We start from the raw sequence: 26,300 nt of genomic DNA, 5'->3' as shown, positions 1-26,300 counted from the left end.
GTTTTATTTGTGTGTACTCTAATTTATGAAATATAATCCGTTAGTACTACTCCATTTCCTGAAGTTCTTCGGGGCGTATTTTGCGTTCGGGACGATAGCCGATCAAAGCAAGATTGATCTCGTCCTGTTTGTTGGGATTGATTAGGCGTGAGCAATAGGAATCACCGTTTTCGTAACAAAAACTAATTACCACACGTTCCTTTGGGTGTTCTATTTCGGGCAATGTTTCCAAAACCCCGTAAAGGCCGTTAAGTGCCTGGTTAACATCATCGGCTTCTGGTAAAACAAAGAGGATTTCATCTCTTTTAGCATCAAAATAAGTAATTGAGCGCCAGTTGCGGCCAAGATAATGTGCTTTTAGGTTTAGTAAAAGTTCTGATTTATAAGGGTGGTCCATTTAATAGTTTGCTTGCTTCGGCTAATATAAGAGTTTCGGCATAATACAATAGTTATTTTGCAAATTAATGATGGAACAAATCGGGCACGATGATAACATCGTGCCCGATTTCGGTATGCTACTATTTCACTAAAATAACATCGTCGAAATAAAAGCTTTCATCTTGTTTCTCTGGACCTTCTATCCAGAAACCTAATTGTTTCATCGGACCTTTTTTCCAAAGCTCAAGTGTTGTCATCGGGATTTTAAAATAGGTCCATACGTTGGCTGGTACTGTTATTGGAACGCTTCTGTCAGAGTTTCCATATCCCCCTGCCCTTGCATCACCGGTTACATAAAGTGTATAATCGGCCGATGCACCTTTAACCCAGAACGACAAGTAGTTATATTCTGGCATACTGGCTACACCATTCCAGTTTGCAAAACCATCGGCACTCCAGTTTCCTTTGTTATATCCTGCTTTAAAGGATTTGGTTCCGCTTTTAGCAAAATCGGATGATATTGAGGCCGGCCCCCATGATCCGTTTTCAAAACCATTGCCATAATCATCTGTAAAGATCTTATATGCTTTATCCAGATTCACAAATACCTGACTAGTGGTTATTGGTCCTGTGGAATTTGTAAGTGTAAGTTTTGCAGTGTTTACTGTAGTTGCGGGCATTTTAATAACCAGTTCTTTTTTGGATTGAGACACTATTGTTGCCTCGGCTGCAGCACCATCAAGAGCTATGCTTGTTACATCCTGCAGGTTATTTCCGATAAGGGTAATCTCTGTGCCTTCAATAAAATTGTAATTAGAAGCACTATTTACCAATGGCAAAGCCACCACATTAAATGGCACTTTTAGCTGAACCCCAAGTCTGTTAGTTAAAACGATGTTTTGAGCTCCTCCATTTGCTGTATCGGGAACTCTGAATATCAATGCATTATCTGTATTTAGAGTTGGGTTAAAAGAGGCTGGCACGTTCCCATTCTCGAAAACAATGCTTGTCATATCGCCCAGGCCGCTTCCGGTTAATGTAAGTACAGTATTCCCGCTCGCCCTTTCAGGATCGAGTTTGTTTGCTACCGGATTATTGGACGCTTTACTGTTCGACTGCTCTTCTTTTGTGCAGCCTGCTATGGTTAATGCTCCTGCCATACATGCCAGCAGGAATACCTTTAGATTTTTAATAGTTTTCATATCTATTTATAATAAGCTACTGCAGGTTCAAGCAGTAAGGGATTAATAACTGTTTCTGGTTGTGGTACAGGCAAGTATAACTGCTTTGCTGAACTGAGCGTGGCTTTGAAGCTGGTTAACTGACCGTTACCTCCTAATGTACCACGCTCTTGTGCAGCTATCATCTGTTGTGCTTTAGCAAATCCTTGTCTTTGGATGTCAAACCAATAATCGCCTTCAAATGCAAATTCTACTTTGCGTTCATGCAAAATATCATCAAGTGTAATACTTGTTAAACTTACCAGTCCGGCACGGTTATGTACTTCGTTGAAAGCGCTTAATGCGGTTGCATCACTTGTAGATCCGCCCCCGGCCAGCACAGCCTCTGCATAGATCAGCAATACATCGGCATAACGCAAAATATAGGTTGAGATACTGTTATGGCTATCAGAAGTTACTACCTCTGAGCTTCTGTTTGGCCCTACAACATATTTCTGGATACTGGAACGCGTGCCTGTTTGAATTTTAAAATCGCTGGTTATACCGGTAGTATCATAAGTAAACCCATTAGGGAAATTATCATTTATCCAATCGGCTTTATGAAAACCCTGTTGCATTACAGACCATCCTTTTCTTAAGTCGCCTGTGGCATAACCTGTTGAAGCATTGAGCATATCAAATGATGGAACTACTGCCGAATAACCGTTTCCACCAGTTGGCTTCGGTTTTAACAAGGGCTGCGGGCCTACATAAAGCATATATCTGTTTCCTCCGTTCCATCCCATGGCTGCCAACCATCTTAATGAAAACAACATTTCTTTATTGTTTTTGTTGGCGATGTCTGATGAAGTAAACATGCCCTGAAAATCGGGATTTAAGCCTATTCTTTTTGTTGATGTTGCATAATCAATAACTTCTTTGGCTTTTAACCGGGCGTTTTCATAATCTTTTAAGTAAAGATAAACCTTGGCCATCATGCCTTTGGCCGAGTATTTATTAACGCGCCCATCCTGGGTAGCTATTTCGGGTAGGTTTTCTTCCGCAAATTTAAGGTCCTCAAGTGCAAACCTTAATACATCTTTTTGCAAATACTTTGGAGTTTTGGGAGCACCGGCTTTGGTTAGATCAACCGGATTTTCGACAATTGGTGCATCTCCAAAGGCACGGCCAATATAAAAATATGCAAACCCGCGGATGAATTTAGCTTCGGCAATACCTACATCCAGATAAGCAGGATCGGTTACCTGAGTTTTTTTATTCATGAAAGTATGAATCAATACAGATGCTTGTCCGGCTGCCTTGTAGCAAGACTTCCAGGTATCCATTACCAAACCATCGGTACTTTGTATGTTAAAATTATAAAATGAGTTGTACTGCGCGTTGCCCTGCACTCCGGTTACGGTACCGCCCAATACATCGCCTACAGATATAAAGGCTTTGTCAGACCAGTCGTTCCATACTGAATTATACAGAAGCCCGGTAGCACCATTTACCTGGGCTGCAGTGGTATAATAGTTTTCGGTGGTTGGCCCTGTTTCAGACGGGTTATCCAGAAAGCTCTTTTTACAGGAAACTCCAATTAAAGCTGCTGCAAAAAATATGATGATGAGATTTGTTTTCATTACTTTAATTTTTAGAGGTTAGAATTCAATGTTGGTTCCTATGGTAAATGTTCTTGGAACCGGATAATGACCATTGTCGATATTCATGAACCTGATGTTGTTATTAAGCGCACCCAGCTCTGGGTCGTAACCAGAGTAATTGGTAAATGTATACAGGTTTTGTACGGAAACATAGAACCTGGCATTGCTCACTTTTATTTTATTTATTAAAGATTTTGGCAAGTTGTAGCCTAAGGCCACGTTCTGTATCCTGAGGTAAGATCCGTCTTCAATATATCTGTCAGAGATTCTGTTATTGTTGTTGTGCCATTGGTTGTAGCGTGGCAAATCTCCATTAGGATTATTTGCTGAATACCTGTTAAGAACCGTAGTAAGCTGGTTGTTGTAAGGAGAGGTTAGGCCTTCTGTTTGGCGACGGCTGTAGTTAAATATATCACCTCCCTGACTGCCATATATGAATATTGAAAGATCTATTCCTTTGTAGCTAAAGGTATTTGTAAAACCATAGGTAAAATCTGGATTAGGATTACCGATAACGGTTACATCCTTATCGTCGACCACTTTATCGCCATTCAAATCTTTAAACCTGATATCGCCTAACCATAAACTGCCGGGAGCGATTGATAGCCCGTAATCTATACCGTTGTTTAGTTCAGCTTGCGACCTGAACAAACCATCTGTAACGTAGCCATAAAACGCGCCAAGTGGGCGGCCTTGCTGTGATAAGGTTACTAATGATTTGGTACCGTATTCATCAAAAGTACCTGGTAAGGTAGCGTTGGGTTCGTTCATCCTGTTAAGGATATTTTTATACTTACTGAATATGATATTGGTTTTCCATGTGAAGTTGTTATTTTGAATGTTGTAAGATGTTAGGCCAATATCGAAACCGGTATTTGTCATGCGGCCATCGTTTGTTGTTGGAGTTTTGATGTCGTTCCAGGCAGTTCCTAAGCCAGAGTAAGCACCTAGCTGGGTAGCCAATAGCATATCAGAGGTTACTTTTTTATAGGCATCGAAACTGAATTCCAATCTTTTATTCCAGGTGGTAAGGTCTAAACCTGCATTGTAGGTGTTGGTAGACTGCCATGTGATTAACAGGTTATCTACATTGTCTGGTAATCCGCCCGGACCAAATGGTGCAATTGGGAACAACCTGATATTTGCTGCGTAAAGGTTACCTGAGCCGGCATCCTGACCTCCAACTTCTCCATATCCGAGTCTTAGTTTCAGGTAATTAACATACTTATTGTCTTTTAAGAAAGATTCATTACTTGCTGTCCACGATGCCGAAACTGCCGGGAAAGTACCCCATTTGTGGCCCGGGCCAAAGTTAGATGATCCGTCTCTTCTTATTGTTCCACTAATAGCGTATCTGTTATCGTAGTTATAGTTTAAGCGTGCAAATACAGATTCCATACTCCATGTTGCTGCACCCGATCCTATACCTTGCGTATCGCCTGCATCACCCGCATTTAGATTTGGGATGTTAAGTACAAGGTTATCTCTGTTGGCATTAATGTAATCGTATTTTGATCTTTGTGCTTCGTGACCTAATGTGGCGGCTATGTTATGTTTGCCAAAGGTTTTATTATAATTAGCGTAGTTTTTAATGGCCCAGTAAAGGCTGTTGTTTCTTTGCTCTCTAAGCCTTGCGGGCGAAATAATAACTGCCTTTGTTTCCGCATTTTGTACATATGGCTGAAATGCTTTATCACTGCTCAGGTTAAAATCAAAGTTACCTTCTGATCGGATAGTTAGCCCATCTATAATATTCAGGTCTGCATATACAGTTCCAAAGGCTTTAGAAGATTGATTACTCACATCACGTAATGCTGCTAATGCCACAGGATTATTTGGATTTCCGAAGGTGCTACCTCCTATTACATTGGTTGAAATATAATTGCCAAAAACATCTTTAACCGGAGTTACGGGACTGTTATAAAGTACGGTACTGGTAACGGCATCAAAACCATCAGAAAGGCCAATTTGCTGGTTGGTTCTGGATAGGTTTGCGGTGATGCCTGTTTTTAGCCATTTGGTTGCCTGATGGTCTATATTAGCCCTTAGGGTTATTCTTTTAAAACCTGTTTTGATTAGTGTTCCTTCCTGATTAAGATAGCCACCAGAGAAATAGAATTGTGTTTTTTCTGTTCCTCCTGAAAAGCCAAGCTGGTGGCTCTGGGTAAACCCTCTTCGGTAGATTGCATCCTGCCAATCGGTACCTGCACCTAATAAAGATGGATTTTTAAACTCGGCAATACTATCCATTCCACTTCCCGGAACTCCTCTTACTTCTAAAACAAGAGAGTTCATATATTCTGCATTTTGACGCAGGTTCATTACTGAAAGTTTTTTGGGGATTTCTGAAATACCAACATAAGAGTCGTAGGTGATTTTACCTTGATTTGCCCTACCTCTTTTAGTATTGATTAGGACTACCCCATTTGCGCCTCTGGCACCATAAATAGCCTGGGCCGATGCGTCTTTTAAGATATCGATGGTTTCAATATCGGCAGAATTTAAGGTAGCCAGTACGCTTTGTCCGGTTTGTCCGGAACCACCTCCTAAAAAGTTTTGTTCAAGAGAACTACTTTTTGAGTTCATGGGAACGCCGTCTATTACATACAAGGGTTCATTATTTTCGCCTGTTGAGGTTAGTCCTCTGATCCTTACAGAAACACCTCCTCCGGGCTGGCCGCCATTGTTATTTATAGTAACACCTGCTACTTTACCCTGCAAGGCCTGATCTACACCGGCAACAGGTAAATTTTTAATGTCTTTTTGAGAAACAGAAGAAATTGCTGATGTAACTTCTGATTTACGCAAGGTACCGTAACCGATAACTACTACATCTGCTAAGGTTGATGTAGAGGATTGCAGGCTTGCGTTAATTACAGAATTTGAACCTACAGTAACTTCCTTTGAAGTCATCCCCACGTAGGAAAATACAAGTACACTTGCATTGGATGCAACCATAATGGAATACTTACCATCGTTATTGGTTAATGCTGTTGTTTTGGTTCCTTTTACCACTACAGATGCACCGGGCAAGGTTGTTCCGCTTTCGTCGGCAACAACTCCCGTAATGATTCTGTTGGCAGTACTTTGAGAGTAACCGGATTTGGTAATACCGGTAAGTGTAAAGATCATGAACAGGATAAAAATCCATTCATTACAACTCGTTCTTGTCGTTTTCATGTTTGGTTGTCATATTTGGTTTAGTTTAGATTCCCTAAGGATGGGTTTCCATTTGATAAAACTAGATACATCTGTGTCCTCTATTGCTAAAAAAGGGGTACGCAAATGTTAACCCTTAACAAAAAAGGCTACAAAGCAGTAATATCCTTGTTTTCGGTGTATTTGGAAGGAAGTACATCAAATTCTTCTTTAAAGGATTTGACAAAATTCTTAGTGGTTTTAAAACCTACCTTATAACAGATCTGCGAAACGGTTAATTTTCCTTGTTCAAGAAGTTGCGCTGCCCTTTTTAGTCGGTACGATTTAATAAACTCAAGTGGGGTTTTACCCGTAAGTGCAACAATTCTTTTATATAGGGTTACGCGGCTTACCAGCATCAGGTTGCTAAGTATATCAACAGAGAAATTGCTATTGTCTATATTCTTTTCTATTTCCTGAAGTACCTGTTGCAGAAATTGCTCGTCGGGACTTTCCACCTCTACGGTAGCAGGCTGAACCTCTACCTGCTTCTGGTAGAGTTTTCTGAAGGATTCCTGTTGAATAAGTATGTTGCGTATTTTAGAGTTCAGGATTTCGAAGCTGAAAGGTTTGGTCATGTAATCATTAGCTCCGGTTTCAAGACCGGTTAGCTCTTGCTCTTCGCCGGTTAAGGCAGTTAATAACACTACAGGTATTTGGGTTGTTCTGGAGTCGGTTTTTATCTTTTTGCAAAGCTCTATACCTGTCATTTCGGGCATGGAAATATCGCTGACAATGATATTTGGATGGTAGAATAATGCTTTTTGCCAGCCATCTTTTCCATTGCCTGCTTCTATTACATTAAAATCTTCCTTTAAGTTATCTTTAAGGTAAAAGCGCAGGTCGGCATCATCTTCTACAAGTAATACGGTTGCTTTTTTAGAAGAGATAGTAACGTTTGCATGCTGGTTATTTAATGCTTCATCATCAGCAATTACATTGTCAATAAAGTTATCTTTTGGATTGCTTTGATTTCTGAGTTCCTCGAAAGGAAGTAAAATGGTAAAGCAACTGCCAATATTTTCATCGCTTTCTAAAAAGATCTCGCCCCCATGCAGCTTTACAAACTCTTTGGTTATTGCCAACCCTATTCCACTACCCTGATTAATAATTGATTCGGGAATATCATTCTGAAAAAAGCTCTCAAATATTTTCTCCTGTTTCTCTTTTGGTATGCCTATTCCGGTATCGCGGACTTTAATCTCAACCATGTACTGATCAATCATAATGCAGTCTGCTGAAACGTTTACTTTTCCATTATCTAAAGTAAATTTAAAGCTGTTTGAAAGTAGATTGAATAGAATACGCTCTATTTTATCATGGTCAAAATTTACATCGAGTTTCTCGTAACCTGCATTAAAGGTGAGCTGAATATTTTTCTGTTCGGCAAGGTCTTTAAAAGAATAAGTGATGTCTCTGATAAATGAAATGATATCGCCAGGTCTTTTTTGCAATTTGATTTCTTTGAGTTCCATTTTCCTGAAATCGAGTAGCTGGTTTACCAGGTTAAGCAAGCGCCTGGCATTTTTTTGTATCAGAGAAACCTGCTCTTTAATCAGGTTATCTGATGAGCCTTTCAGGATTTTATCTATCGGAGCCAGGATTAAGGATAGCGGCGTTCTAAATTCATGACTCACATTGGTTAAGAATTTGATTTTCATAGCATCCAGATCTCTGTACCTCATAGCTTCGAGACGTTCATTATCAAGCAAACGCTGCGACTCTATTTTCTCTTGTTCTATTAGTCTTTGAACTTTTTGTTTTTCCTGTTCTGCAGCAAATTGCTGTTTTAGGTTTTGGATACCACGATACCTGAAATAGTACAATGCGCCACCAATGGCAAGAAAATAGAGGATATAGGCCAAGGTAGAGGTATACCAGGGGTTTAGTATTCTGATTTTTAAGGTTACAGGTTTAGCATCAGAAATATTCTCTGTACTTGATGCCCTTACCTTAAAAACATAATCTCCGGGTGCAAGGTTAGTATAAGTTGCTTTGCGCAAAGTATTATCTGCAGAGATCCATGTTTTATCGAAACCCTCCAACATGTACTGGTGTTTCACTTTGTGTGGACCAATGTAATTTAATGAAGCAAATTCAATAGTAAATACATTCTGATCGTGATTTAAGGTGAGTTCTTTAGTGTCAAAAATTGATTTTTTGAGTATCACCCTGCCGTCGATAGCAGTGTTTGCTGTTACACTTTTATTGAACAGCTGAAAATCGGTAATGAAGGACTTAAAGTTTTGGTTATATGACTTAATTGAGGATGGCTGAAAGATGTTTATACCATCTGGTCCTCCAAATGCCAGCTCCCCGGTTTTTAGTTTTACTGAAGCGATCCGGTTAAATTCTTTACCCTGCAAGCCATCATTTTCATCGAAGTTCTTGAAAATGAGGTGAAGGTTCTTGTTATAGGTAATGGATATTTTTGACAATCCGTTTGATGTACTTACCCAGAAGTCACCTTGATTATCTTCCTGAATATCCATAATGTTATTATCAGGCAGTCCATTTTCGATTGTATAATTGTAAAAGGTTTTGGTTTTAGGGTTGTAAATGCTCAGGCCATCTCTTGTTCCTATCCAGAGGTAGCCCCTGCTGTCTTCAATAAAGCTGTTAATGTTGTCGTTGATCAGGCTGTTATCGTTTTTTGGATCATTTACTATTTTGATAAACTTTGTGCTTCCTTTAGGCAGTATATTCATACCGTAAGAGGTACCTGCCCAAATGTTTTGATGCGAATCCTCCAGTACCTTAAATACATAATCGGAACTAATTAGACTCAGGTTCTGCGTATATCTTTTAAATTTCTTTGTGGTCCTGTTAAAAAGATTTAACCCTCCGCCCATAGTACTTACCCAAAAACGGTTGGATGAATCTTCCAGAAAATCAGACACTTTATTATCGCTTAAACTTTCAGGATCTAATGCGTTGTATTTGTAGTGGGTAAACTTGCCATTATCCAGGTAATCAAAGCCTCCGGTATAGGTACCTATCCATAATTTCTCAAATCGATCTATGTAAATGGCTACAATTGCATCATGAGAGAGGCTATTGTTGTTTGAAGGATCGTGCCTATAAGAAGTAAATTTATGGGTACTCCTGTTATAATAAACCAGCCCTTTTCCATTGGTACCAATCCATATGTTACCTGCTTTATCCTCAACCATTCTATTAACATCACTGTGTATTAAACTATTAGGATCAGAAGAGTGCTTAATAAGGTTAAACTTAATGATATTAGGATGGTAAAAATTGATCCCTTTTCTGAAAGTACCTATCCAAACCATACCCAGGTTATCATAGTAGATACTGGATATACTATTCTGGCTTAAGCTTTTATTATCGTTCTCGTTATTGAGAATATACCTAATACTGAAATTTTTCTTATCGATAAGGTTAATACCTCCGTGATCAGTACCTATCCATATGTTATTGTTATTGTCTTGAATAATGCCGGTAACAATATCAGAGTTTAGCTTAAGTACAGGTGAATTTTTACTGATCTTATTTAAGACATTCTTTACCGGATCGAAATAGTAAATACCTGTTGAGGTTGAAATATCGTAGATCCAGATTAACCCCTGCCTATCTATAAAGAGTTTGTAGGTATCACTTTCTTTGTTCGAGAACTTGGTTGACAAATCTATTCTATGAACAACAAGATCTGTATGCTTATCAAGCAATTCCAATTTCCCATCAGAGTGAATAAGCCACGCGTTTCCACTTTTATCTTCTGCCAGATCTATAATTGGACTTGCCGACAAGCTGCTTTCTTTTCGGACTTTATGTGAAATGTAGTTTGTTTTCCGTGTTACCGGATCGTATTTATATAATCCTGATGTTGGAGATATGAACCAGAATGCTCCTGAAGGACCTTTCTTTAAGGCTCTTATGCTGGTTCCGGGGACTCCATATTTTGAAAGTTCCGGTTGTATATTGTGATCAAATAATTCGGTAACAGGATCATACACATCCATTCCGGCTCTAGTTTCTATCCACAGCTTGTGGTCGGGACCCTGGGTTATGGAACGAACATCACTATCACTTAAGGTAGATCTGTTTTTTATTCTGTGCCTATATATTTTAAAGCTATACCCATCAAATCGGGCAAGGCCGGCTAGCGTACCAAACCATACAAATCCTTTATCGTCTTTATAAAAGCAATTTACATCGTTATGTGGCAAGCCATTATCGATATCTAGATGGGAAAACTGGTACTGATTATATTGCGCGTACGAAGATAAACTTGTAAACAAAAGGCCTATTCCTACTAAAAGCAGTATTTTCAGATTATGTCCCATTCTTTCTATTCGGCCACTATTACAGTTTTAAAGCTGCTTGTTAATATACAAATACTTATTTATAAATGTCTTTCAGGTCTTTCTCAAAAAGGGTATATGGATCTTCATAAAATTTCTGAAAATCAGAAACGCTTGGATGACCGGGATAGGGTGCATAAAAATGAGTAGCGCTTTTGGCATCATTACGCCACACCAACACATAACTCATTCTTATTTTATCACTTTTCATCACTTTTAGCAACACATCATTCCACCAGTTTGGATTCTTCAATGATTCCAATCCTGTTTCTGTAAATGCCGCAAGCTTACCATTTTTTTGAGCATATGCGGAAACAATACGCAGTTTCTTTATAGCGGCATCAAGATTGTATTTCCCATCTCGGCCCATATCGCCATAATTATCCATTCCAAGCATATCTACCCATTCATTTCCCGGAAAACGTTCCAGATATTGCTGTTCAGTATTGAATAGGTTATCGGGAGAAAACGCATATATAAAGTTGTGTACACCTGCAGTATCACGCAAATAAGAAACAGTGAACTTCCACAGAGATTTAAATTCGTCGGTAGTACAGTGCGATTTCCCCCACCAGAACCAATCTCCATCGAACTCATGGTAAGGCCTGAAAATTACCGGGACAAGATTTCCATCTGCAGCTTTAAGGCTTTTTGCCCAATCGGCTATATCATTAAGAATTTCAACATATTTACCGTGGCCTTGCCCTCCCGGAATTATATATTTTACAGCAGGTAACGAAACTGAATCTTTCCAGTAGAATCCTCCTTCTGAAACAGGGTTGGAGAAATGCCAGGCTACAGTAGTAACACCGCCCCTATTATAGGTATCTATAACATTCTTTTTTAAATGTGCCTTGGCTTTATCAACCTGTGCTTTTGGCTGTCCTGACAATTCTGAAAGGTCGATACCAATAACTGCCGGATGAGAGTTAACAACGGATTTAACGTCTGACCGGTCGGCATCGCCAAACCAGCCGTGACCATATTCTGTAGCATGCTGATGGCCGAATAAGGTATGCTTTTCAGACAATTTGTATAGGTTTTTGAAAAGAGCTTTAGTCTCTTTTGTTGCTAAAGGATCGATTAACTTACGCTGTTGGGCAGTTACCACATTTACAAACAGTACCGGAAAGAAGATAAAGAAATAGTTCAGTTTCATAGAATTTTAGCTTACTGGTTTTTTAAAGAGGGCATCTCATCTAATGTAATTACATAGTTACTGGCAAACATCTTTTTCCATAACTCTAAAGAATTATGGGTTCCTGACCTTACAAAATCTCCATACCATGGCATAAACCAAGACCATGCGGCTGCATCTTTGGTTAGGTTATCTACATCAGGCATAGACCCGCACTCACTTATTGTAATCATCTTTTTATTGTTGTAAAGATTGGTTAATGTACTAAATTCTGGCACTTGTGAAGTGTGATCGCCTTGTTTATAGATGTCTCTCCCTACAATATCTACATATTCATCTCCAGGATACCAGGCATCATCATTGGGTTCTCTGGTCCACACCCAGATAAGGTTGTTTAATTTGTGATAGTTCACCATTCTGTCGAACATGAGCTGGTAAAGCTTTTTGCACGGGGCCGCCCCTTTTGCACCCCACCAAAACCAGGTTCCTGCTGCTTCATGTAAGGGGCGCCATATAACAGGTACATTGTCTTTTTGCAGCTCTTTTAATAGGCCTGCTACATAATCTATATCGCTTAACATTGCTTTATATTCAACCGACTGGGGATCATTAATCTTTGAAATATCAAAGCTTGTTTTGTTTGAATAGAATTCTTCTGTTGCTCTTGAGGGGTCTCTCCAGTGCCATACCATTACCGGAATACCATTTTTAAGCCAATAATCTTTAGCATCTTTAATTGGTGCTTTATCGTTGTACCAGGTGTAACCGCGGTTGCAATGCATAAAATCAAGGCCTACAATTGCAGGCTCTTTTCCGGTATTTGCTTTAAGCCAGTTGGTCTCGTCAAAACTGTCGAGAGTCATTACTCCAGAAAGTATTTTCTTTCCATAGTTTTCGCGAAGGAACTGATATAGTTTGCCTGCTTCCGGACTAGGATTGGGCGTTACAAGATTGGAATTGATATTAAACCGATCGGCAACTACCGGTGGTTGTATTTTTTCCTCCGCACTTCCTGCTTTTTTGCAGGCAAATATTAAAAAACAAAAAATGCAGGCAACCATTGCTTTTTGCAGCACATTCAAATCCATGTTTACATTGGTTAGTTCAACTATGAATACGTAAAAGTATTGTACTGAATATTCCTTAATGCTAAAAAATGGGGTTGCAAATGTTAAGCTATGAGCTAAAACTGGTTTATTTTAAAATAATTCCTGCACCTGTGCTTTATTTTCGACTTTAATGTTAACGATTGCCTGTTTAGGTTTATGCTTCCATCTGCGATGACTCCATAACCAATACGGAGGGTTAGCTATTATCATTTCCTCCAGAAATTGAGTATGCAATCTGGTTATTTCAAATTCTTCAGTTTCTGCAGGGTTTAAACAAAGTGGTACACAATCAACCTCATAATACCCTCTTTTTATAACATTGATTTTAAAGTAAAAAATGGGACGATTGGTACTCCTTGCAATTTTTTCTATTCCCAATTGAATGTATGCCGGTTGATTTAGAAATGTTCGCCAATGATGCAATTCATTTACTGATGGAGACTGGTCATTACCAAAACTAAAAATACTTGGTGTGTTTTTACTTGCCTGAAGCGCTCTTAAAGTTTGACGCATTGGAATGAGTTGGTTTCCAAACTTGCACCGGATTTGACGGAACCATTTATCGAATATAGAATTGTTTAATGGCTTATAAATTGGATAATGAGAGGCAGAAAAGTTCAACCCAATCCCTAGAGTTCCCCATTCCCAATTACCATAATGTGCCGAACAAACAAGTACACTTTGCCCTTTATTCAGATATTCATTTACCTGATCTTTATTTTTAAAAACAAAGCGCTTTCTTATCTCCTTTTCGGAGATACTGCTCATTTTAATAACTTCAAATATTAATGAAGTCAAATACCTGTAGTACTTTTTCTCAATTTCAATAATTTGTGCCAGGGACTTTTGGGGAAAGGAATTAAGTAAATTCTCTCTTACTACTTGCCTACGATATTGGAAGACATAGTAAAGTAAGAGGTAAGCTGCATCTGCCAGGAGATATAGAACTGATATTGGCAGTAGAGATAATACAGCTAAAAAAAACGTCCCGAAATGAGAAATGCCTTTTTTAAACATACTACAACGATTTTCCACAAAGTTAAAGGCTAAACCAAAAGGTTTTGCCATAAAAATGTTAGATTTTAAATAACTCGTGGCAGTTTACCAAGCTTAAATTAAACCAGGCAGGTAGGTTCAGTCTTTTGAGCCAGCATGACTAATACACTTTCTAAATTATAGTTCAATTTATGATAGATCAGACTTTCGCCATACTCCTTATGAGTAATAAAACTGATCAGATCTTTAAATTGAATAACTCCAATTTGCCTTGTGTTATAAAAAACCGGCATCGTATATAATTCTTTTTTAAGCATTATATCAATTACATCAACCACCAATTGCTCAGAATGCAGCCTGATTTGTTCATCAGACCCCCATTCCGAGAAGAATACTTCTTTTCCTTGAATAAAAATCTCCATTACTATGATAAATTTGACATTATTATCAAATTATTCTACAATAATAAAACGCCAAATACAAAAACAAGGCCCCAATAAGATCTAAAAACATCTAATCAGGACTTTTTTAGGTAAACCAACAAATACCAGGACGTGATTAAAGGAAAAAAAAAACGATATTTATTGATTTGAGGATGAAAGAAGTAGTTTACCATTTTAGCACCGACACAAAGTGGGCAGAAGAATTGGCAATTAGCCTCGGCGGATTTACGCAGGGCAATTTTACAACTGTACCAGCTAATGTATTTACTGGAACCCATTATACACTTAAAATAAGTGAAAACATTTCTGCTGTGATGGCAGATGTAACTTACCATCAGGATGTATTATTTAAGGTAAGAAATAAGGAGAATGATTTTGCATTGGTATTTTTTAACCTTACCGAAGGAAAATTAATTCACATTATGGATGACGTTTCAAGATCTGTAGGTCGTTGGATTTATAATCTGGCAATTGTTGATAGTGAACTTGATATCGATTTTCTGATAAAATCCGGAAGCAAATCGTACGGTATTTCTATTCTAATTAAGAAAGATATTCTAAGGGAATACCTTTCTAAAGCAGGTATTCTGACAGAGATACTTAACAAAGTCTTTGATCAGAAGCAAAATACAGTTTTACATTATACTCAAATGAGTAGTAACAGTTGGCATATTATTAATGAATTTAGAAAAAACACTGCTGGGAGCCTCTCTTTTGATCTTCTTTTATCTGCGCTGGTTTATAACCTGCTGGCTGATTGCCTTGATGATATTATGAAGAAAGAGATTACAATTAGCAAAGTACTTCGTTCTGATATTACAATGATCTTCATTTCACAATCTAATCTGGTTAAGAAACAAGAGGGCTTATTTCCGGGTATAACTGCATTGGCTGCTGAAGCTAATATGTCGGAAACAAAATACAAGCAGCTTTATAAAAAAATTACCGGTCAAACCCCTAATGCATTTTTCTTAAATAACAAATTAGAGCTGGCAAGAGATTTATTGGCTTCAGGACAATACACTATCGGAGAATTGGCCGAAAAATTGAGTTTCACAAATGCATCACATTTATCAGGACAATTTAAAGCCTGTTTTGGGATGTCGCCAAAAGAGTATATAGCCTCGTTGTAATGAAATCCGGAAAAAAAATATCATTTACAAAGGATAAGAACCAATTAGTACTACCAGATGATATAGTTTTGGGATGTTCTTATTTTATGGAAGTGATGCCGGGATTAGTGGCCATTATTGTAGATTCTAATTTACAAATGGAGGCGAAAGAACGTAAAGTGATAGACATTGAGGATCATTATATTGCTTGTTATGATTTAAATAATGAAATTAATATTCATCCAGGTAAAAATAAAAAGGTCAACTACAAATCGACACTGGGTTTGATTGTTGCAGACGCGACTTTAAAGAGTAGCTGCACTCCTTTTCAGAAAGCATATTCTTTCTGGCTGCTGATATCAAAATCATTACTTCAAAAATATGTGACAGAAACCTCACATGATTCTGCAAATAGAAATGAGGCCAATAACACGATATTTTTTTCGAGTCATATTGATAGTCGTACCCGCCTTTGCATCCTTAAGCTCACCCGAAAATATAATAACCCATCATTTGAGCTAACTTTTCGTGGAACTTCGCTGCAGGTTTTTGCTTATTTGGTTGAGCGTATTAATGAAAATGGCCTTGTATTAGGCAAACTTTCTGAATCAGATACCACGCAAATTATCAAGACCCAGACTTACCTGATGGAGCAGCTTTTGGGAGGATTTCCTGGAATAGATTTTCTGGCTGAGATGGCAGGTATGTCTGTATCTAAATATAAAAAGTTGTTTAAAAGGATGTTCAAGGAAAGTCCTAATGGCTTCTTTCTTCGCGAAAAACTAAATTTAGCACAGGAACTTCTGAAAAGTGGAAATTTTAAGGCTATTAATGAAGTAGCGTATGAATTAGGATATGTAAAACCGGGATACTTTGCCTCAAAGTACAAAAAACAATTTGGCCAATTACCAGGAGAAGTTTTCATTAAAAACAAGGCATAAACCTAAAATTAGGCTAACTTTGTACCATGACAGCAGAAGAATTTGAAGCAGAATTTGAAGGGTTAGAATTACCCCCGGAAATAGAATTAGGGCCGGGAGCTACGATTAAAGATGTGCCTTCTTTCTTAAAAAAAGAGTTGACTATTCTTAAAACGAGCCAGCATCAAAGAATAAAGGAGCCTGTAATTTACAGATTGAACCTGGTGCTGGAAATTATTAAAGCAAAAGCCCTATAACAAAAGCCCAAATGAATATAGAAATACATCAAACAGAAAAAACAAGAATTGCAGAGGTAATTTCTGATGAGGTTCTGATTAAAAACCCTGAAGAAGGATTACAATTGCTTGCAGATCTATATTATCAGAATTTTGATAAAGTTATTCTAAAGGAACAAAACATATGTGCCGAGTTCTTTGATCTGAAAAGTGGTATTGCAGGGGAAATTCTTCAGAAATTTTCTAATTATAGAATGCCCCTGTCTATTGTAGGTGATTTCAGCAAATACCAAAGCAAAAGCATCAAAGACTTTATTTACGAAAGTAATAAAGGTAAACTGGTAAACTTTGTAGGCAGCCGTGAGGAAGCAATTGCAAAATTCATATGAAAGGTTTTATACAGGTTTTATGTTTAATTATTTTTTTAGCAATATATGGGTGTTCGGGTGCCAACGTAGAGAAAAATAATGCAAAAACATTATACAGCGCGGTAAGCAAAGATGATACCGCTACTTTTAATATAAACCTGACTGATAAGGAGTTTTTTGGACAGCTTGAAATAAACTATCATGGAGCTTATAAAGATTCTGGCGATGTAACCGGAATAGTAAAAGGAGATACCCTAAAAGGGACTTATCGTTTTCAGCATTATGGAATAGAAGCATGGAACAGAACTCCAATAGCGCTATTAAAAAAAGACGGCAAACTAATTATGGGTGAAGGCGCTATGGAAATTTATATGAACATTCGCTACTTCAAAAAGAATGTTCCAATTAATTACGACAATCCAAAATTTGTTTTTGAAAAGGCACAGTAAGAGTAAGCCTTAATCTTCTGTGCGTTTTTCCAGATCTTTTATGCTAACTGTAATCATTTTACCTATTGGCTTATTGTTATGATAAGTTAATACCCTTAAATGATCAGCACCTTTAGGTATAGAAAGCGTATCGGTATACCTTGGAGAAAAATTATCAGGAAAAGTGTTATCAAATGTATAATAGATATCCAGCTTCTTTATCTCTGTACTCAATGCAATGCGCATTGTTTTATTAACAGAGTCTTTTAAAGGTTTAATTGTTGCATCGTATACACTTCTTGCATAGTTTATATTTGCCACATCATATCTTTCCAAATTGCGCTCCATCCGGGAGATAAAGCCATCCCATCCTTTACGCTCTTTTTGCGACCAGAATACTTCGGCTAAAGCAAAAGCACGTGGCCAGGTCATGTATTCTGCATGGCGGTAATTTGGAACAGATTCTGTCCACAAATTACCCTGTCCCCCTAATATTAGCGAAGGATCAGGTATTTCGGACGGAATAGGTTCAAAATTATAACAGCTGGATAAAGTAAGCATGGAATAAGTTGGGGGTTCTGCAGCTGGATCGCCCTGATAAAGGTCAAGATAACAGTTGTCGGCTGGGGTCATTACTACATGGTGATTCATTTTTGCAGCTTCAATACCGCCTTTCATTCCTCTCCAACTCATTACAGTAGCCTCAGGTGCCAGCCCGCCTTCCAGTATTTCATCCCATCCCATCATTTTTTTCCCTTTAGACTTCACAATGTTTTCCATACGCCTGATGAAATAGCTTTGCAGCTCCTCTGGAGTGTTTAGTTTTTCATCTTTCATTCTTTTCTGGCATTTCTTACAGTCTTTCCAAAACCCTTTAAAACACTCATCACCACCAATATGAATATACTGACCAGGAAAAAGCGCTGCCACCTCTCCAAGTACTTTTTCCATAAAGCTGAAACTTTCTTCGTTCCCCGGACATAGTGCATTGTCATCAACACCATAAAAGGTATTGCCAACATTGACCTTAAAAGGCCCGCCCGTGCATGACAAATCAGGATAAGCAGCAAGCGCAGCAAGGCTATGCCCGGGAACATCTATTTCGGGCAAAATGGTTACAAAGCGCTGCTGAGCATATTTAACTATTTCCTTAACATCTTCCTGAGTATAGTATCCACCATAGTCTGCCACTTCATTGGCTGCCTGTGGATCACGTTTCCACCACAGCCCCACTCTTGGTGCTCGCCAGGCCCCTATCGCTGTAAGTTGCGGCAAGCTTTTAATTTCTATTCTCCATCCCTGGTCATCGGTTAAATGCCAGTGAAATACATTCATTTTGTATTTGGCGAGCTGGTTAATATATTTTTTAACTACCTCCTTTGGAAAATAGTGCCGGCTTACATCAAGCATTAAGCCTCTCCAGCCGAACCTAGGGTAGTCTATTATTTTAACACATGGAACAGACCATATTTTGTTTTTAACAACGTTGGGACTTTCTATTTCCTTTGGAAGGAGTTGCATTAGGGTTTGCATGCCATAAAAAAGCCCTGCCGGAAGATTGGCTATAATTGTAGTTTTAGATGGCTTTACCTCTAAAGTATAACCTTCGCTACCTATCTGCTTATTGTAAGTTTTATTGATAACCAATTGAATAGCTGAAGTTCCACCGGCTGTATTACCTAATGTAAAGCCTGTTGGTGCTTTAATCATAGCGGAAAACAGCTCTGCTATTTCTTTATTTTCCGTGTTTGCAATAAGTCTGGTACCCTTGGTTATTTTAAAGCTACCTGGTAATTTTTGAAGCTTTACTGGTTGCGGAATAAGAGCTGGACCATCTTCTGCCGCAAATACGTTTATGGAGAACAGCATGCAAATTGTAAATATTGCGGTCCTGAAGAATCTGAAATTCATGTTTGGTTGTGTGTATATTAAAGCTAAGATAATTATTTACGCTTCAAATATCACATACTAAATACCCTGATACATTCGATTCCTTAAGAGTTAACAATTTAGCAACTTGATATTTAATTAAACTAAACATATGCTTAGTAATTATACACTTTAAAATTTAAGCATCATGAAAGGAAATATTATCGTTTTTGAAGGTCAGGGACATAAGCTCTAATAGCAAGAGAGAGAAATACCTTCTCTTAAATCTGGAGAGATATTATACTGCAGCAATGTGTAGAGTGGCCGGAGCAATAGATAAAACAGCAAATGGTAATATAGCTTAATAAACGGATAATATTAGCACTTGAGTCACACTATACAAATTGTATTTTTACCTCCTTAGCTTAACTAAATGAAAAAAACAATTATTACATCAGCCTTACTGGCTGCACTATACTTAAATGCAGATGCACAAAGCAATACAATAAAATTTCAAAATACTATCCCTGTTTTAACAAACGACACAAAAGCTACTATTATAGCTAAGGCAGCTCATGTGGTTCCAACTACTAATCAATTAAATGCCTTAAAAAATGAATTTATAGCCTTTATACATTTTGGCCCAAATACTTTTACCCGTATGGAATGGGGTAATGGCAAGGAAGATCCAAAAATTTTCGGCTTAAAGGAACTACATACCGACCAGTGGTGCAAGGCCATGAAAACAGCAGGTATGAAAATGGTAATCCTGACTGTAAAACACCATGATGGTTTTGTGCTTTGGCAAAGCCGTTACACTACTCATGGAATCATGTCAGCCGGCTTCCAGAATGGTAAAGGTGATATTTTAAAAGAATTGTCAGCATCTTGCAAAAAGTATGGTTTAAAGCTGGGAATTTATTTATCGCCTGCCGATCTGTTTCAAATCGAAAGTCCTACAGGTTTATACGGTAATTTAAGCAAAGTTAACAAGCGTACTATTCCACGTCAGGTCTCAGGCAGACCATTTGCCAACAAAACCAGATTTGAATTTGAGGTTGATGATTATAACGAATATTTCCTTAACCAGCTGTTTGAGGTTTTAACAGAGTATGGCCAGGTTGATGAAGTTTGGTTTGATGGGGCCCATCCAAAAACAAAAGGAGGACAAAAATACAATTATGCAGCATGGAAGAAACTAATTCATACTTTAGCGCCTAAAGCTGTAATTTTTGGACGGGAAGATATTCGTTGGTGTGGCAATGAGGCTGGTGCAACAAGAAGTACCGAATGGAATATTATTCCATATCCCGAAAACCCCAATACGGCCTCTAACTTTCCAGATTTAACCCAGGAATCACTCGGAAGCAGAGAAGATCTCTATAAAGGAAAGTATTTACATTACCAGCAAGCTGAAACAAATACTTCTATACGTGAGGGATGGTTTTACCGTGATGATGAAAAACAAAAAGTGCGTAGTACAGATGACGTTTTTGATATTTACGAAAGAGCTGTTGGTGGCAATTCTACTTTTTTACTCAACATCCCTCCAAACCGGGAAGGAAAATTCTCTTCGGAAGATGTAGAAGTACTCGCTGAAGTAGGTAAACGTATAAATGAAACTTACGGCAAAAATCTATTTATTAATGCAAAGGGGCCAAAGCCGGTGCTAGATAAAAGCTTAGATACTTATCTGTTGCTCTCAAAACCAGAAAAAAGTGTAGAAATTGCAACCGTTACCCCAGTTACTATAAATAGAATTGTTTTACAGGAAGCTATAGGTTCTCATAGTGAACGGGTAGAAGAACATATACTTGAGGCCTGGATTGAAAACAAATGGAAGAAAATTGCTTCCGCAACAAATATTGGCTATAAACGGATATTACGTTTCCCTGATGTTACGGCTTCAAAATTCAGACTAAAAGTACTTTCTTCCAGAGCTGCCCCAGCCATTGCTACAATAGAAGCACATTATTACCGTACCAAACCACCACAATTACAGCTTGATAGAGATATTAATGGCTTATTGACCATTTCCCCTAAAACACATGAATTTGGATGGAATCCACATGGACAAAATGCTACCGAAAATCTGAGTAATGGAACTGAAATCTATTATACTACCGATGGGACTGAGCCATCTGTAACTTCAAAAAAATACACTGGACCTATCTCAGTTATTAGTTCTGAAGTTAAAGCAATTGCCATAGCCAATAATGACAAAGGAAGTGTAGTTAAAGAAATATTTGGCTTGCTAAAGAAAGACTGGAAATTGTTAACCGTAAGTAGCGAAACAAATAAAAATAAGGGAGCAATGGCGCTTGATGCTAACAAACAGACCTATTGGCTATCTGAACCTAATGATGAAAAACATCAGATCGCTATAGATTTGGGTTCTGTACATAAATTAACAGCGTTTGTATACACTCCTCCAAAGTCCTTTTTTGACGGTATGATGGAAAAAGGAATAGTCCAGATTAGTGATGACGGTAAAAACTGGAAGACTATAGAAAGTTTTGAATTTGGCAACCTCATTAATGACCCAACTGCCAGAACCCATTATTTTAAGAATATCATTTCGGCAAGGTATATACAGTTACAGGCTACAGGTATTGCCGCAAACAAGAAATCATTGGCTATTGCCGAACTGGATTTCCTGGAAAAGTAAAAACTTCTAAACAGGGTGTTCTAAACGGACACCCTGTAATAATGTTATCGTTGCAAAATTACTATTCCTTGCTTCTATTATTAATATGCCCTCTATATTGTGAAGGTTTCATCCCAGTTATTTGCTTAAAGAATTTGTTAAAATTTGTAAGATTATTGTATCCGCTCGCGTAACAAACCTCTGAAATTGAATAATCCGCACTCTGCAAGAGTTTACAAGCATGACCAATTCTAATTTCATTTACAAACTGAGTAAGTGATTTTTGAGCCCTATCTTTAAAAAACCTGCAAAAAGAATTTGTTGTCATATTACATAAGTCAGCCACCTCACTTAAATTTATATCCCTTTGAAAGTTCTGCATTAAAAACTGGTATACCTTATTAATCCTATTGGTATCCTTTTCATCATATGGATTTTTAAAGCTAATGCTTGCCAGGTATTCATATTCGTTTGAAGATGCTAGAATATCTGCAATCTGCAGGAAGGATATAACCTGATCAACGCCTTTTTTTTGTGGAAGTTTGGCAAGAATTCGGGTAACTTCTCTGTTAGTTTTTCCATAAAACCTTAGTCCTCTCGACGCCCTTCTAACCATATCGTCCATTAAGTTTAGGACACCCTTGTCTTCTGTCAATGCTGTAAGAAAATCTGAAGGAAAGTAAATTACAGTTGATTTAACCTTGTTCTTTTCTTCAGCTAAAAAGTTATTATCACTTTGCCAGATATGCGGCAGATCCGGCCCCATTAAAACAAGATCATGATCTTCGAAACTACCTATATGATCACCTACAATCCGCTTTCCATAACTCTTTTCAATCCACACCAACTCACACAAATCATGAAAATGAAAAGATGCTATCAGGCAATTTGTTTCAAGCCGTTTAACTCTAACAGCTTTAGTACCTAAAGGATTTATTTCAATCAGTTCTGGTTTCATTTCCAATTAAACTAAATTAAAGATTTACCACAAAAGTAGACTAATTGCGGTAAAATAGTTTAACATCCGAAGAGTTACCTCCAATTAAAATAGTAAACAAGCTTGTTGGTTCAAAAACTTTCCTCATCTCTGTATTAATAATAGATAAATCTGATTCAGTTAATTTAAATTCGATTGTTTTTGATTCTCCTACTTTAAGATGTACTCTTTCAAATTTCTTTAATTGCTTTACAGGCTGAGATACCGAGGCAAATTGATTTCTAAGGTATAGCTGAACAACTTCATCTCCCTCATATTTTCCGGTATTTGCAACACTGAAGGAAACCATAAAGGATTTATTATCAACACCTTTCACCACTTTTAAATCTTTATAATCGAATGTCGAATAACTTTTCCCATAGCCAAATGCATATAGTGGAGTAGCGACTTCTTCTACGTAACTATGATCAAGAGGGCTCTTCCTATTGTAATGAACTGGTAACTGCCCAACATTTCGCGGCACAGAAACTGGCATTCTTCCTCCAGGATTGTAGGCTCCAAATAATACATCAGCAATTGCTGCTCCTCCTTCTTGCCCCGGATACCACGCACATAATAATGCATCAGCATTTTCAGAGGCCCAGTTCATATTTAGCGGACGGCCCTGGATATAAATTACAATAAGAGGTTTACCAGTTTTCTTCAGTTCCTTTAGTAAGTCCATCTGTTTGCCCAACAAATCCAGATTAGACCTATCAAATCCCTCCCCACTCTCCATATCACTCTTATTTTCTTTTGATGCAACTGCAGCACCTGTGGCTATATATTCTGTTTTAAAATCCCGCGCACTTGAGCCTCCTACAACAGCAACAACCACATCTGCTTTCTCCGCAGCGGTAACTGCTTCTTTAATACTTAAATCTGTAGTATCACGAATTGCACATCCTTTAACATAAGTAACCTGATCATTAGTTAAATTTGCTTTAATTCCATTCAGAACGGTAATTACATCACCATCACGTTGCGGAGCTGTGTAATCACCAAGCATGTTATATACATTATCTGCATTCGGCCCAACTACAGCTACCTTAATATTTTTTGTTAGCGGAAGGATTTCTTTTTTATTTTCTAGTAATACAATAGATTCTCTGGCCACCTGTCTGGCAGTTGCAATGTTATCAGGAGTTTTCACTTCTTGTTTGGCTTTCTTCACATCTACATACGGTTTTTCAAACAATCCCATTTCAAATTTTAATGCTAACACCCGGTAAACCGCAGTATCTATTATGTTTTCATTAACTTCACCCGCCTTAACTGCTTCAATTAAGTTTACAAACGCGTTTCCGCCCAGATCGGCATCAAGACCAGCTTGAGCTGCCAATATAGCTGCCTGTTTATTATCCTTAGCTACGCGATGGCTTCCTTTAATGCCTTCTATACTTCCCAGATCAGAAACAGTAAAGCCACCAAACCCCCATTCGTTGCGAAGTATATTGGTAAGTAGAAATTTATTGGATGAACAGGGAATTCCATCAATAGAGTTGTAGGCTGCCATTATAGATTTAGCACCGGCATCTATTGCAGCTTTAAATGATGGCAAGAAATACTCTCTTAACTCTCGTTCTCCTAAACTGGCAGCACTTCCATTATGGCCACTTTCAGGGATTCCATAGGCTACAAAATGCTTCAACGTAGCAATGGTAGCATGCGGATTGCTCAACTTGCCTGCACCTGTTCCTTTAACAATAGCCGCTGCCAGATTACCAGTTAGCACAGGGTCTTCTCCATACCCCTCTTCAACTCTTGACCATCTAGGGTCTCTGGAAAGGTCTAATACAGGCCCATAGCTAATATGAGCTCCTTGGACACGTATTTCCTTAGCTACAATTCCTCCCATTTTCTCAAGCAGCATCGGATTCCAGGTTGATGCCTGTCCAATGCCGGTTGGAAAAACAGTTGTTCCAATGGCCATATGTCCATGAGGTGCTTCTTCAGCTAAAAAAACAGGAATACCCAAACGCGTGTTTTCAATAACATAACGCTGAAGTGCATTTCCTGCTTTTGCTGCTAATTCCGGATTTAATCCATTAGCTATGGTTTTTTGAGTCCAGGGATCTGCCCGATAGGTTGCCCATAACATACCTATATGCTTTTGAGCTACAATATCTTTAAATTTTTGAGAAACTGTTACTATACCCCCTTTTCGTTCATACATTTCCCATCCCAACGGACATAACAATTGGCCTACTTTTTCATCCAGTGTCATTCTCTTAATCAGGTCCTTTGTACGTGCAGATACTGGTTGCTTTGGGTCCTTATATATAACATTTTGTGCCAGTGAATTAAGCCCAAATAACATCAATACGAAACAAACAGAAACTGAAGTTTTCTTCATAAATAAACTTTTAAATTAACAGGGGGGAGCGATAGCAAAAGTAATAAGGAAAATTTATAGCACCTAATTTTAAATTGCAGCGGTTTGCCTGCCTGTAAAAAATACAAGTACCACCGCTATTGCAAATCAGGCGGATCAGTCAAATCATATGTACTTGCTTATTTACGCGTCTTGCATCAATGCATTTCTCCCTCCGTCAACCAGGTAAGTAGTACCTGATGCAAAAGCAGCATATTCACTTGCCAGAAAAGCACACCAGCCCCCTATTTCCTCAGGAGTTCCCAGGTTCTTTACCGGGTGCAGTTCAATAGTTTTCTGCTTTTCCAGAGCGGGATCCAAAAAAGAATCGAACCACAATTGATTACCTGGAGTATCAATAAAACCAGGTGCAATTCCTACAGTTCTGATTTTAGGCCCCCACTCAATCGCTAAACTCCTTACCAGACCAGTTAGAGCTGTTTTTGTAATATTATAAGGAAAACAACCCGGCAATGTTGAATAGGCATGATTGGAACTTATCACAATAATAACCCCATTATTTTTCTCCAGATAGGGCTTACTAAACTTTGTAATACGCCAGTGGGATGCTAGATTAAGGTTCATGTTAAAATCCCAGTCCATTTCACTACATCCTTCAGGTCTGTCAAATACGTTTTTACCTGCGTTTGAAACAAGAATATTTATCTTTCCTCCTTCACGTTCAGCTATAGTCTCAACAAATGTCCTGATTTCTTCAGGATTCCGCATATCAGCCTTAACATAACTTACGCGCTCACCTATGGCTCCAACCGTTTCCAAAAAAACCTTTGCCTGCGGGCTTTCCTCTGAGTATTCTGCACACCCAGCAACGATACAGCCAGCTTCTGCTAAAATTTTTGCAACCCCTAAACCTATTCCAGAAGTAACCCCGGTAATAAGGGCAACCCTTCCTTTTAAGTTAATTTCTAAAGCCATAATTATACTAACTATTTTAATAA

Annotated in this window: 19 protein-coding genes; 6 read left to right on the top strand and 13 right to left on the bottom strand. The window is 38.1% G+C overall.

The window, feature by feature from the left end:
- Window positions 1-46: 46 nt before the first annotated feature.
- The 9 genes from CPT03_RS04425 to CPT03_RS04385 all read right to left on the bottom strand — a co-directional run bounded on the left by CPT03_RS04425 (window position 47) and on the right by CPT03_RS04385 (window position 14,390).
- On the bottom strand, window positions 47-397 hold the full coding sequence (locus CPT03_RS04425) for a hypothetical protein (RefSeq protein WP_099437712.1): 351 nt from the start codon (window positions 395-397) through the stop codon (window positions 47-49).
- A 121-nt stretch (window positions 398-518) separates the two neighbouring features.
- Complete coding sequence (locus CPT03_RS04420; protein WP_099437711.1) at window positions 519-1,580, bottom strand: IPT/TIG domain-containing protein; 1,062 nt, start codon at window positions 1,578-1,580, stop codon at window positions 519-521.
- A gap of 2 nt (window positions 1,581-1,582) precedes the next feature.
- Window positions 1,583-3,181, bottom strand: a complete 1,599-nt coding sequence (locus CPT03_RS04415) for a RagB/SusD family nutrient uptake outer membrane protein (RefSeq protein WP_099437710.1) — start codon at window positions 3,179-3,181, stop codon at window positions 1,583-1,585.
- Window positions 3,182-3,199: 18 nt separating this feature from the next.
- Complete coding sequence (locus CPT03_RS04410; RefSeq protein WP_245869971.1) at window positions 3,200-6,382, bottom strand: SusC/RagA family TonB-linked outer membrane protein; 3,183 nt, start codon at window positions 6,380-6,382, stop codon at window positions 3,200-3,202.
- A 128-nt stretch (window positions 6,383-6,510) separates the two neighbouring features.
- Entirely contained in the window at window positions 6,511-10,707 is a 4,197-nt protein-coding gene (locus tag CPT03_RS04405) for a hybrid sensor histidine kinase/response regulator transcription factor (RefSeq protein ID WP_099437708.1), read from the bottom strand.
- 55 nt (window positions 10,708-10,762) lie between these two features.
- A complete protein-coding gene (locus CPT03_RS04400) occupies window positions 10,763-11,884 on the bottom strand; it encodes a glycoside hydrolase family 26 protein (RefSeq protein ID WP_099437707.1) in 1,122 nt (373 codons plus the stop codon).
- Between the two features lie 11 nt (window positions 11,885-11,895).
- Complete coding sequence (locus CPT03_RS04395; protein ID WP_099437706.1) at window positions 11,896-12,951, bottom strand: glycosyl hydrolase; 1,056 nt, start codon at window positions 12,949-12,951, stop codon at window positions 11,896-11,898.
- Window positions 12,952-13,062: 111 nt separating this feature from the next.
- On the bottom strand, window positions 13,063-14,040 hold the full coding sequence (locus CPT03_RS04390; protein WP_245869970.1) for a lysophospholipid acyltransferase family protein: 978 nt from the start codon (window positions 14,038-14,040) through the stop codon (window positions 13,063-13,065).
- A gap of 47 nt (window positions 14,041-14,087) precedes the next feature.
- Window positions 14,088-14,390: a hypothetical protein gene (locus tag CPT03_RS04385; protein WP_099437705.1), complete on the bottom strand. Its 303-nt coding sequence runs from the start codon at window positions 14,388-14,390 to the stop codon at window positions 14,088-14,090.
- A 173-nt stretch (window positions 14,391-14,563) separates the two neighbouring features.
- Here CPT03_RS04385 and CPT03_RS04380 point away from each other — a divergent pair, with 173 nt between their 5' ends.
- Genes CPT03_RS04380 through CPT03_RS04360 form a run of 5 tightly spaced genes read left to right on the top strand, consistent with a single transcriptional unit; the run spans window position 14,564 to window position 17,496 of the window.
- Entirely contained in the window at window positions 14,564-15,544 is a 981-nt protein-coding gene (locus CPT03_RS04380; protein WP_099437704.1) for a helix-turn-helix domain-containing protein, read from the top strand.
- Window positions 15,544-16,464, top strand: coding sequence for a helix-turn-helix transcriptional regulator (locus CPT03_RS04375; protein ID WP_099437703.1), 921 nt, complete (start codon window positions 15,544-15,546; stop codon window positions 16,462-16,464). The genes CPT03_RS04380 and CPT03_RS04375 overlap by 1 nt, the downstream gene beginning before the upstream one ends.
- 26 nt (window positions 16,465-16,490) lie before the next feature.
- Complete coding sequence (locus CPT03_RS04370; protein ID WP_099437702.1) at window positions 16,491-16,700, top strand: DUF6965 family protein; 210 nt, start codon at window positions 16,491-16,493, stop codon at window positions 16,698-16,700.
- An 11-nt stretch (window positions 16,701-16,711) separates the two neighbouring features.
- The gene (locus CPT03_RS04365) at window positions 16,712-17,068 is read left to right on the top strand and encodes a DUF4180 domain-containing protein (protein ID WP_099437701.1); all 357 of its coding nucleotides are present in this window, start codon (window positions 16,712-16,714) and stop codon (window positions 17,066-17,068) included.
- Window positions 17,065-17,496: a hypothetical protein gene (locus CPT03_RS04360; protein ID WP_099437700.1), complete on the top strand. Its 432-nt coding sequence runs from the start codon at window positions 17,065-17,067 to the stop codon at window positions 17,494-17,496. Before CPT03_RS04365 ends, CPT03_RS04360 begins: the two co-directional genes overlap by 4 nt.
- A gap of 9 nt (window positions 17,497-17,505) precedes the next feature.
- On the opposite strand, the gene CPT03_RS04355 is transcribed toward CPT03_RS04360, so the two are convergent.
- On the bottom strand, window positions 17,506-19,386 hold the full coding sequence (locus CPT03_RS04355; protein ID WP_099437699.1) for a beta-N-acetylhexosaminidase: 1,881 nt from the start codon (window positions 19,384-19,386) through the stop codon (window positions 17,506-17,508).
- A gap of 391 nt (window positions 19,387-19,777) precedes the next feature.
- Here CPT03_RS04355 and CPT03_RS04350 point away from each other — a divergent pair, with 391 nt between their 5' ends.
- A complete protein-coding gene (locus CPT03_RS04350) occupies window positions 19,778-22,012 on the top strand; it encodes an alpha-L-fucosidase (protein ID WP_099437698.1) in 2,235 nt (744 codons plus the stop codon).
- Window positions 22,013-22,073: 61 nt separating this feature from the next.
- Here CPT03_RS04350 and CPT03_RS04345 read toward each other — a convergent pair whose 3' ends face one another.
- The 3 genes from CPT03_RS04345 to CPT03_RS04335 form a co-directional block, all read right to left on the bottom strand.
- On the bottom strand, window positions 22,074-22,949 hold the full coding sequence (locus CPT03_RS04345) for an AraC family transcriptional regulator (RefSeq protein WP_099437697.1): 876 nt from the start codon (window positions 22,947-22,949) through the stop codon (window positions 22,074-22,076).
- Window positions 22,950-22,989: 40 nt separating this feature from the next.
- Window positions 22,990-25,323, bottom strand: a complete 2,334-nt coding sequence (locus CPT03_RS04340) for a glycoside hydrolase family 3 N-terminal domain-containing protein (RefSeq protein WP_099437696.1) — start codon at window positions 25,321-25,323, stop codon at window positions 22,990-22,992.
- A 162-nt stretch (window positions 25,324-25,485) separates the two neighbouring features.
- Window positions 25,486-26,277 (bottom strand): SDR family NAD(P)-dependent oxidoreductase, encoded by a 792-nt coding sequence (locus tag CPT03_RS04335; RefSeq protein WP_099437695.1) that lies wholly within the window; start codon window positions 26,275-26,277, stop codon window positions 25,486-25,488.
- Between the last annotated feature and the right edge of the window lie 23 nt (window positions 26,278-26,300).

It is taken from the genome of Pedobacter ginsengisoli (assembly GCF_002736205.1).
GTDB lineage: Bacteria > Bacteroidota > Bacteroidia > Sphingobacteriales > Sphingobacteriaceae > Pedobacter > Pedobacter ginsengisoli_A.
Note: the sequence above shows the minus strand (reverse complement) of the source record. Positions and strands in the feature narration are given on the sequence as shown.

What these genes read in the sequence shown, in the direction of transcription:
- CPT03_RS04425 (WP_099437712.1), bottom strand. Translation starts at nt 397, where the DNA reads ATGGACCACCCTTATAAATCAGAACTTTTACTAAACCTAAAAGCACAT.
- CPT03_RS04420 (WP_099437711.1), bottom strand. Translation starts at nt 1,580, where the DNA reads ATGAAAACTATTAAAAATCTAAAGGTATTCCTGCTGGCATGTATGGCA.
- CPT03_RS04415 (WP_099437710.1), bottom strand. Translation starts at nt 3,181, where the DNA reads ATGAAAACAAATCTCATCATCATATTTTTTGCAGCAGCTTTAATTGGA.
- CPT03_RS04410 (WP_245869971.1), bottom strand. Translation starts at nt 6,382, where the DNA reads ATGAAAACGACAAGAACGAGTTGTAATGAATGGATTTTTATCCTGTTC.
- CPT03_RS04405 (WP_099437708.1), bottom strand. Translation starts at nt 10,707, where the DNA reads ATGGGACATAATCTGAAAATACTGCTTTTAGTAGGAATAGGCCTTTTG.
- CPT03_RS04400 (WP_099437707.1), bottom strand. Translation starts at nt 11,884, where the DNA reads ATGAAACTGAACTATTTCTTTATCTTCTTTCCGGTACTGTTTGTAAAT.
- CPT03_RS04395 (WP_099437706.1), bottom strand. Translation starts at nt 12,951, where the DNA reads ATGGATTTGAATGTGCTGCAAAAAGCAATGGTTGCCTGCATTTTTTGT.
- CPT03_RS04390 (WP_245869970.1), bottom strand. Translation starts at nt 14,040, where the DNA reads ATGGCAAAACCTTTTGGTTTAGCCTTTAACTTTGTGGAAAATCGTTGT.
- CPT03_RS04385 (WP_099437705.1), bottom strand. Translation starts at nt 14,390, where the DNA reads ATGGAGATTTTTATTCAAGGAAAAGAAGTATTCTTCTCGGAATGGGGG.
- CPT03_RS04380 (WP_099437704.1), top strand. Translation starts at nt 14,564, where the DNA reads ATGAAAGAAGTAGTTTACCATTTTAGCACCGACACAAAGTGGGCAGAA.
- CPT03_RS04375 (WP_099437703.1), top strand. Translation starts at nt 15,544, where the DNA reads ATGAAATCCGGAAAAAAAATATCATTTACAAAGGATAAGAACCAATTA.
- CPT03_RS04370 (WP_099437702.1), top strand. Translation starts at nt 16,491, where the DNA reads ATGACAGCAGAAGAATTTGAAGCAGAATTTGAAGGGTTAGAATTACCC.
- CPT03_RS04365 (WP_099437701.1), top strand. Translation starts at nt 16,712, where the DNA reads ATGAATATAGAAATACATCAAACAGAAAAAACAAGAATTGCAGAGGTA.
- CPT03_RS04360 (WP_099437700.1), top strand. Translation starts at nt 17,065, where the DNA reads ATGAAAGGTTTTATACAGGTTTTATGTTTAATTATTTTTTTAGCAATA.
- CPT03_RS04355 (WP_099437699.1), bottom strand. Translation starts at nt 19,386, where the DNA reads ATGAATTTCAGATTCTTCAGGACCGCAATATTTACAATTTGCATGCTG.
- CPT03_RS04350 (WP_099437698.1), top strand. Translation starts at nt 19,778, where the DNA reads ATGAAAAAAACAATTATTACATCAGCCTTACTGGCTGCACTATACTTA.
- CPT03_RS04345 (WP_099437697.1), bottom strand. Translation starts at nt 22,949, where the DNA reads ATGAAACCAGAACTGATTGAAATAAATCCTTTAGGTACTAAAGCTGTT.
- CPT03_RS04340 (WP_099437696.1), bottom strand. Translation starts at nt 25,323, where the DNA reads ATGAAGAAAACTTCAGTTTCTGTTTGTTTCGTATTGATGTTATTTGGG.
- CPT03_RS04335 (WP_099437695.1), bottom strand. Translation starts at nt 26,277, where the DNA reads ATGGCTTTAGAAATTAACTTAAAAGGAAGGGTTGCCCTTATTACCGGG.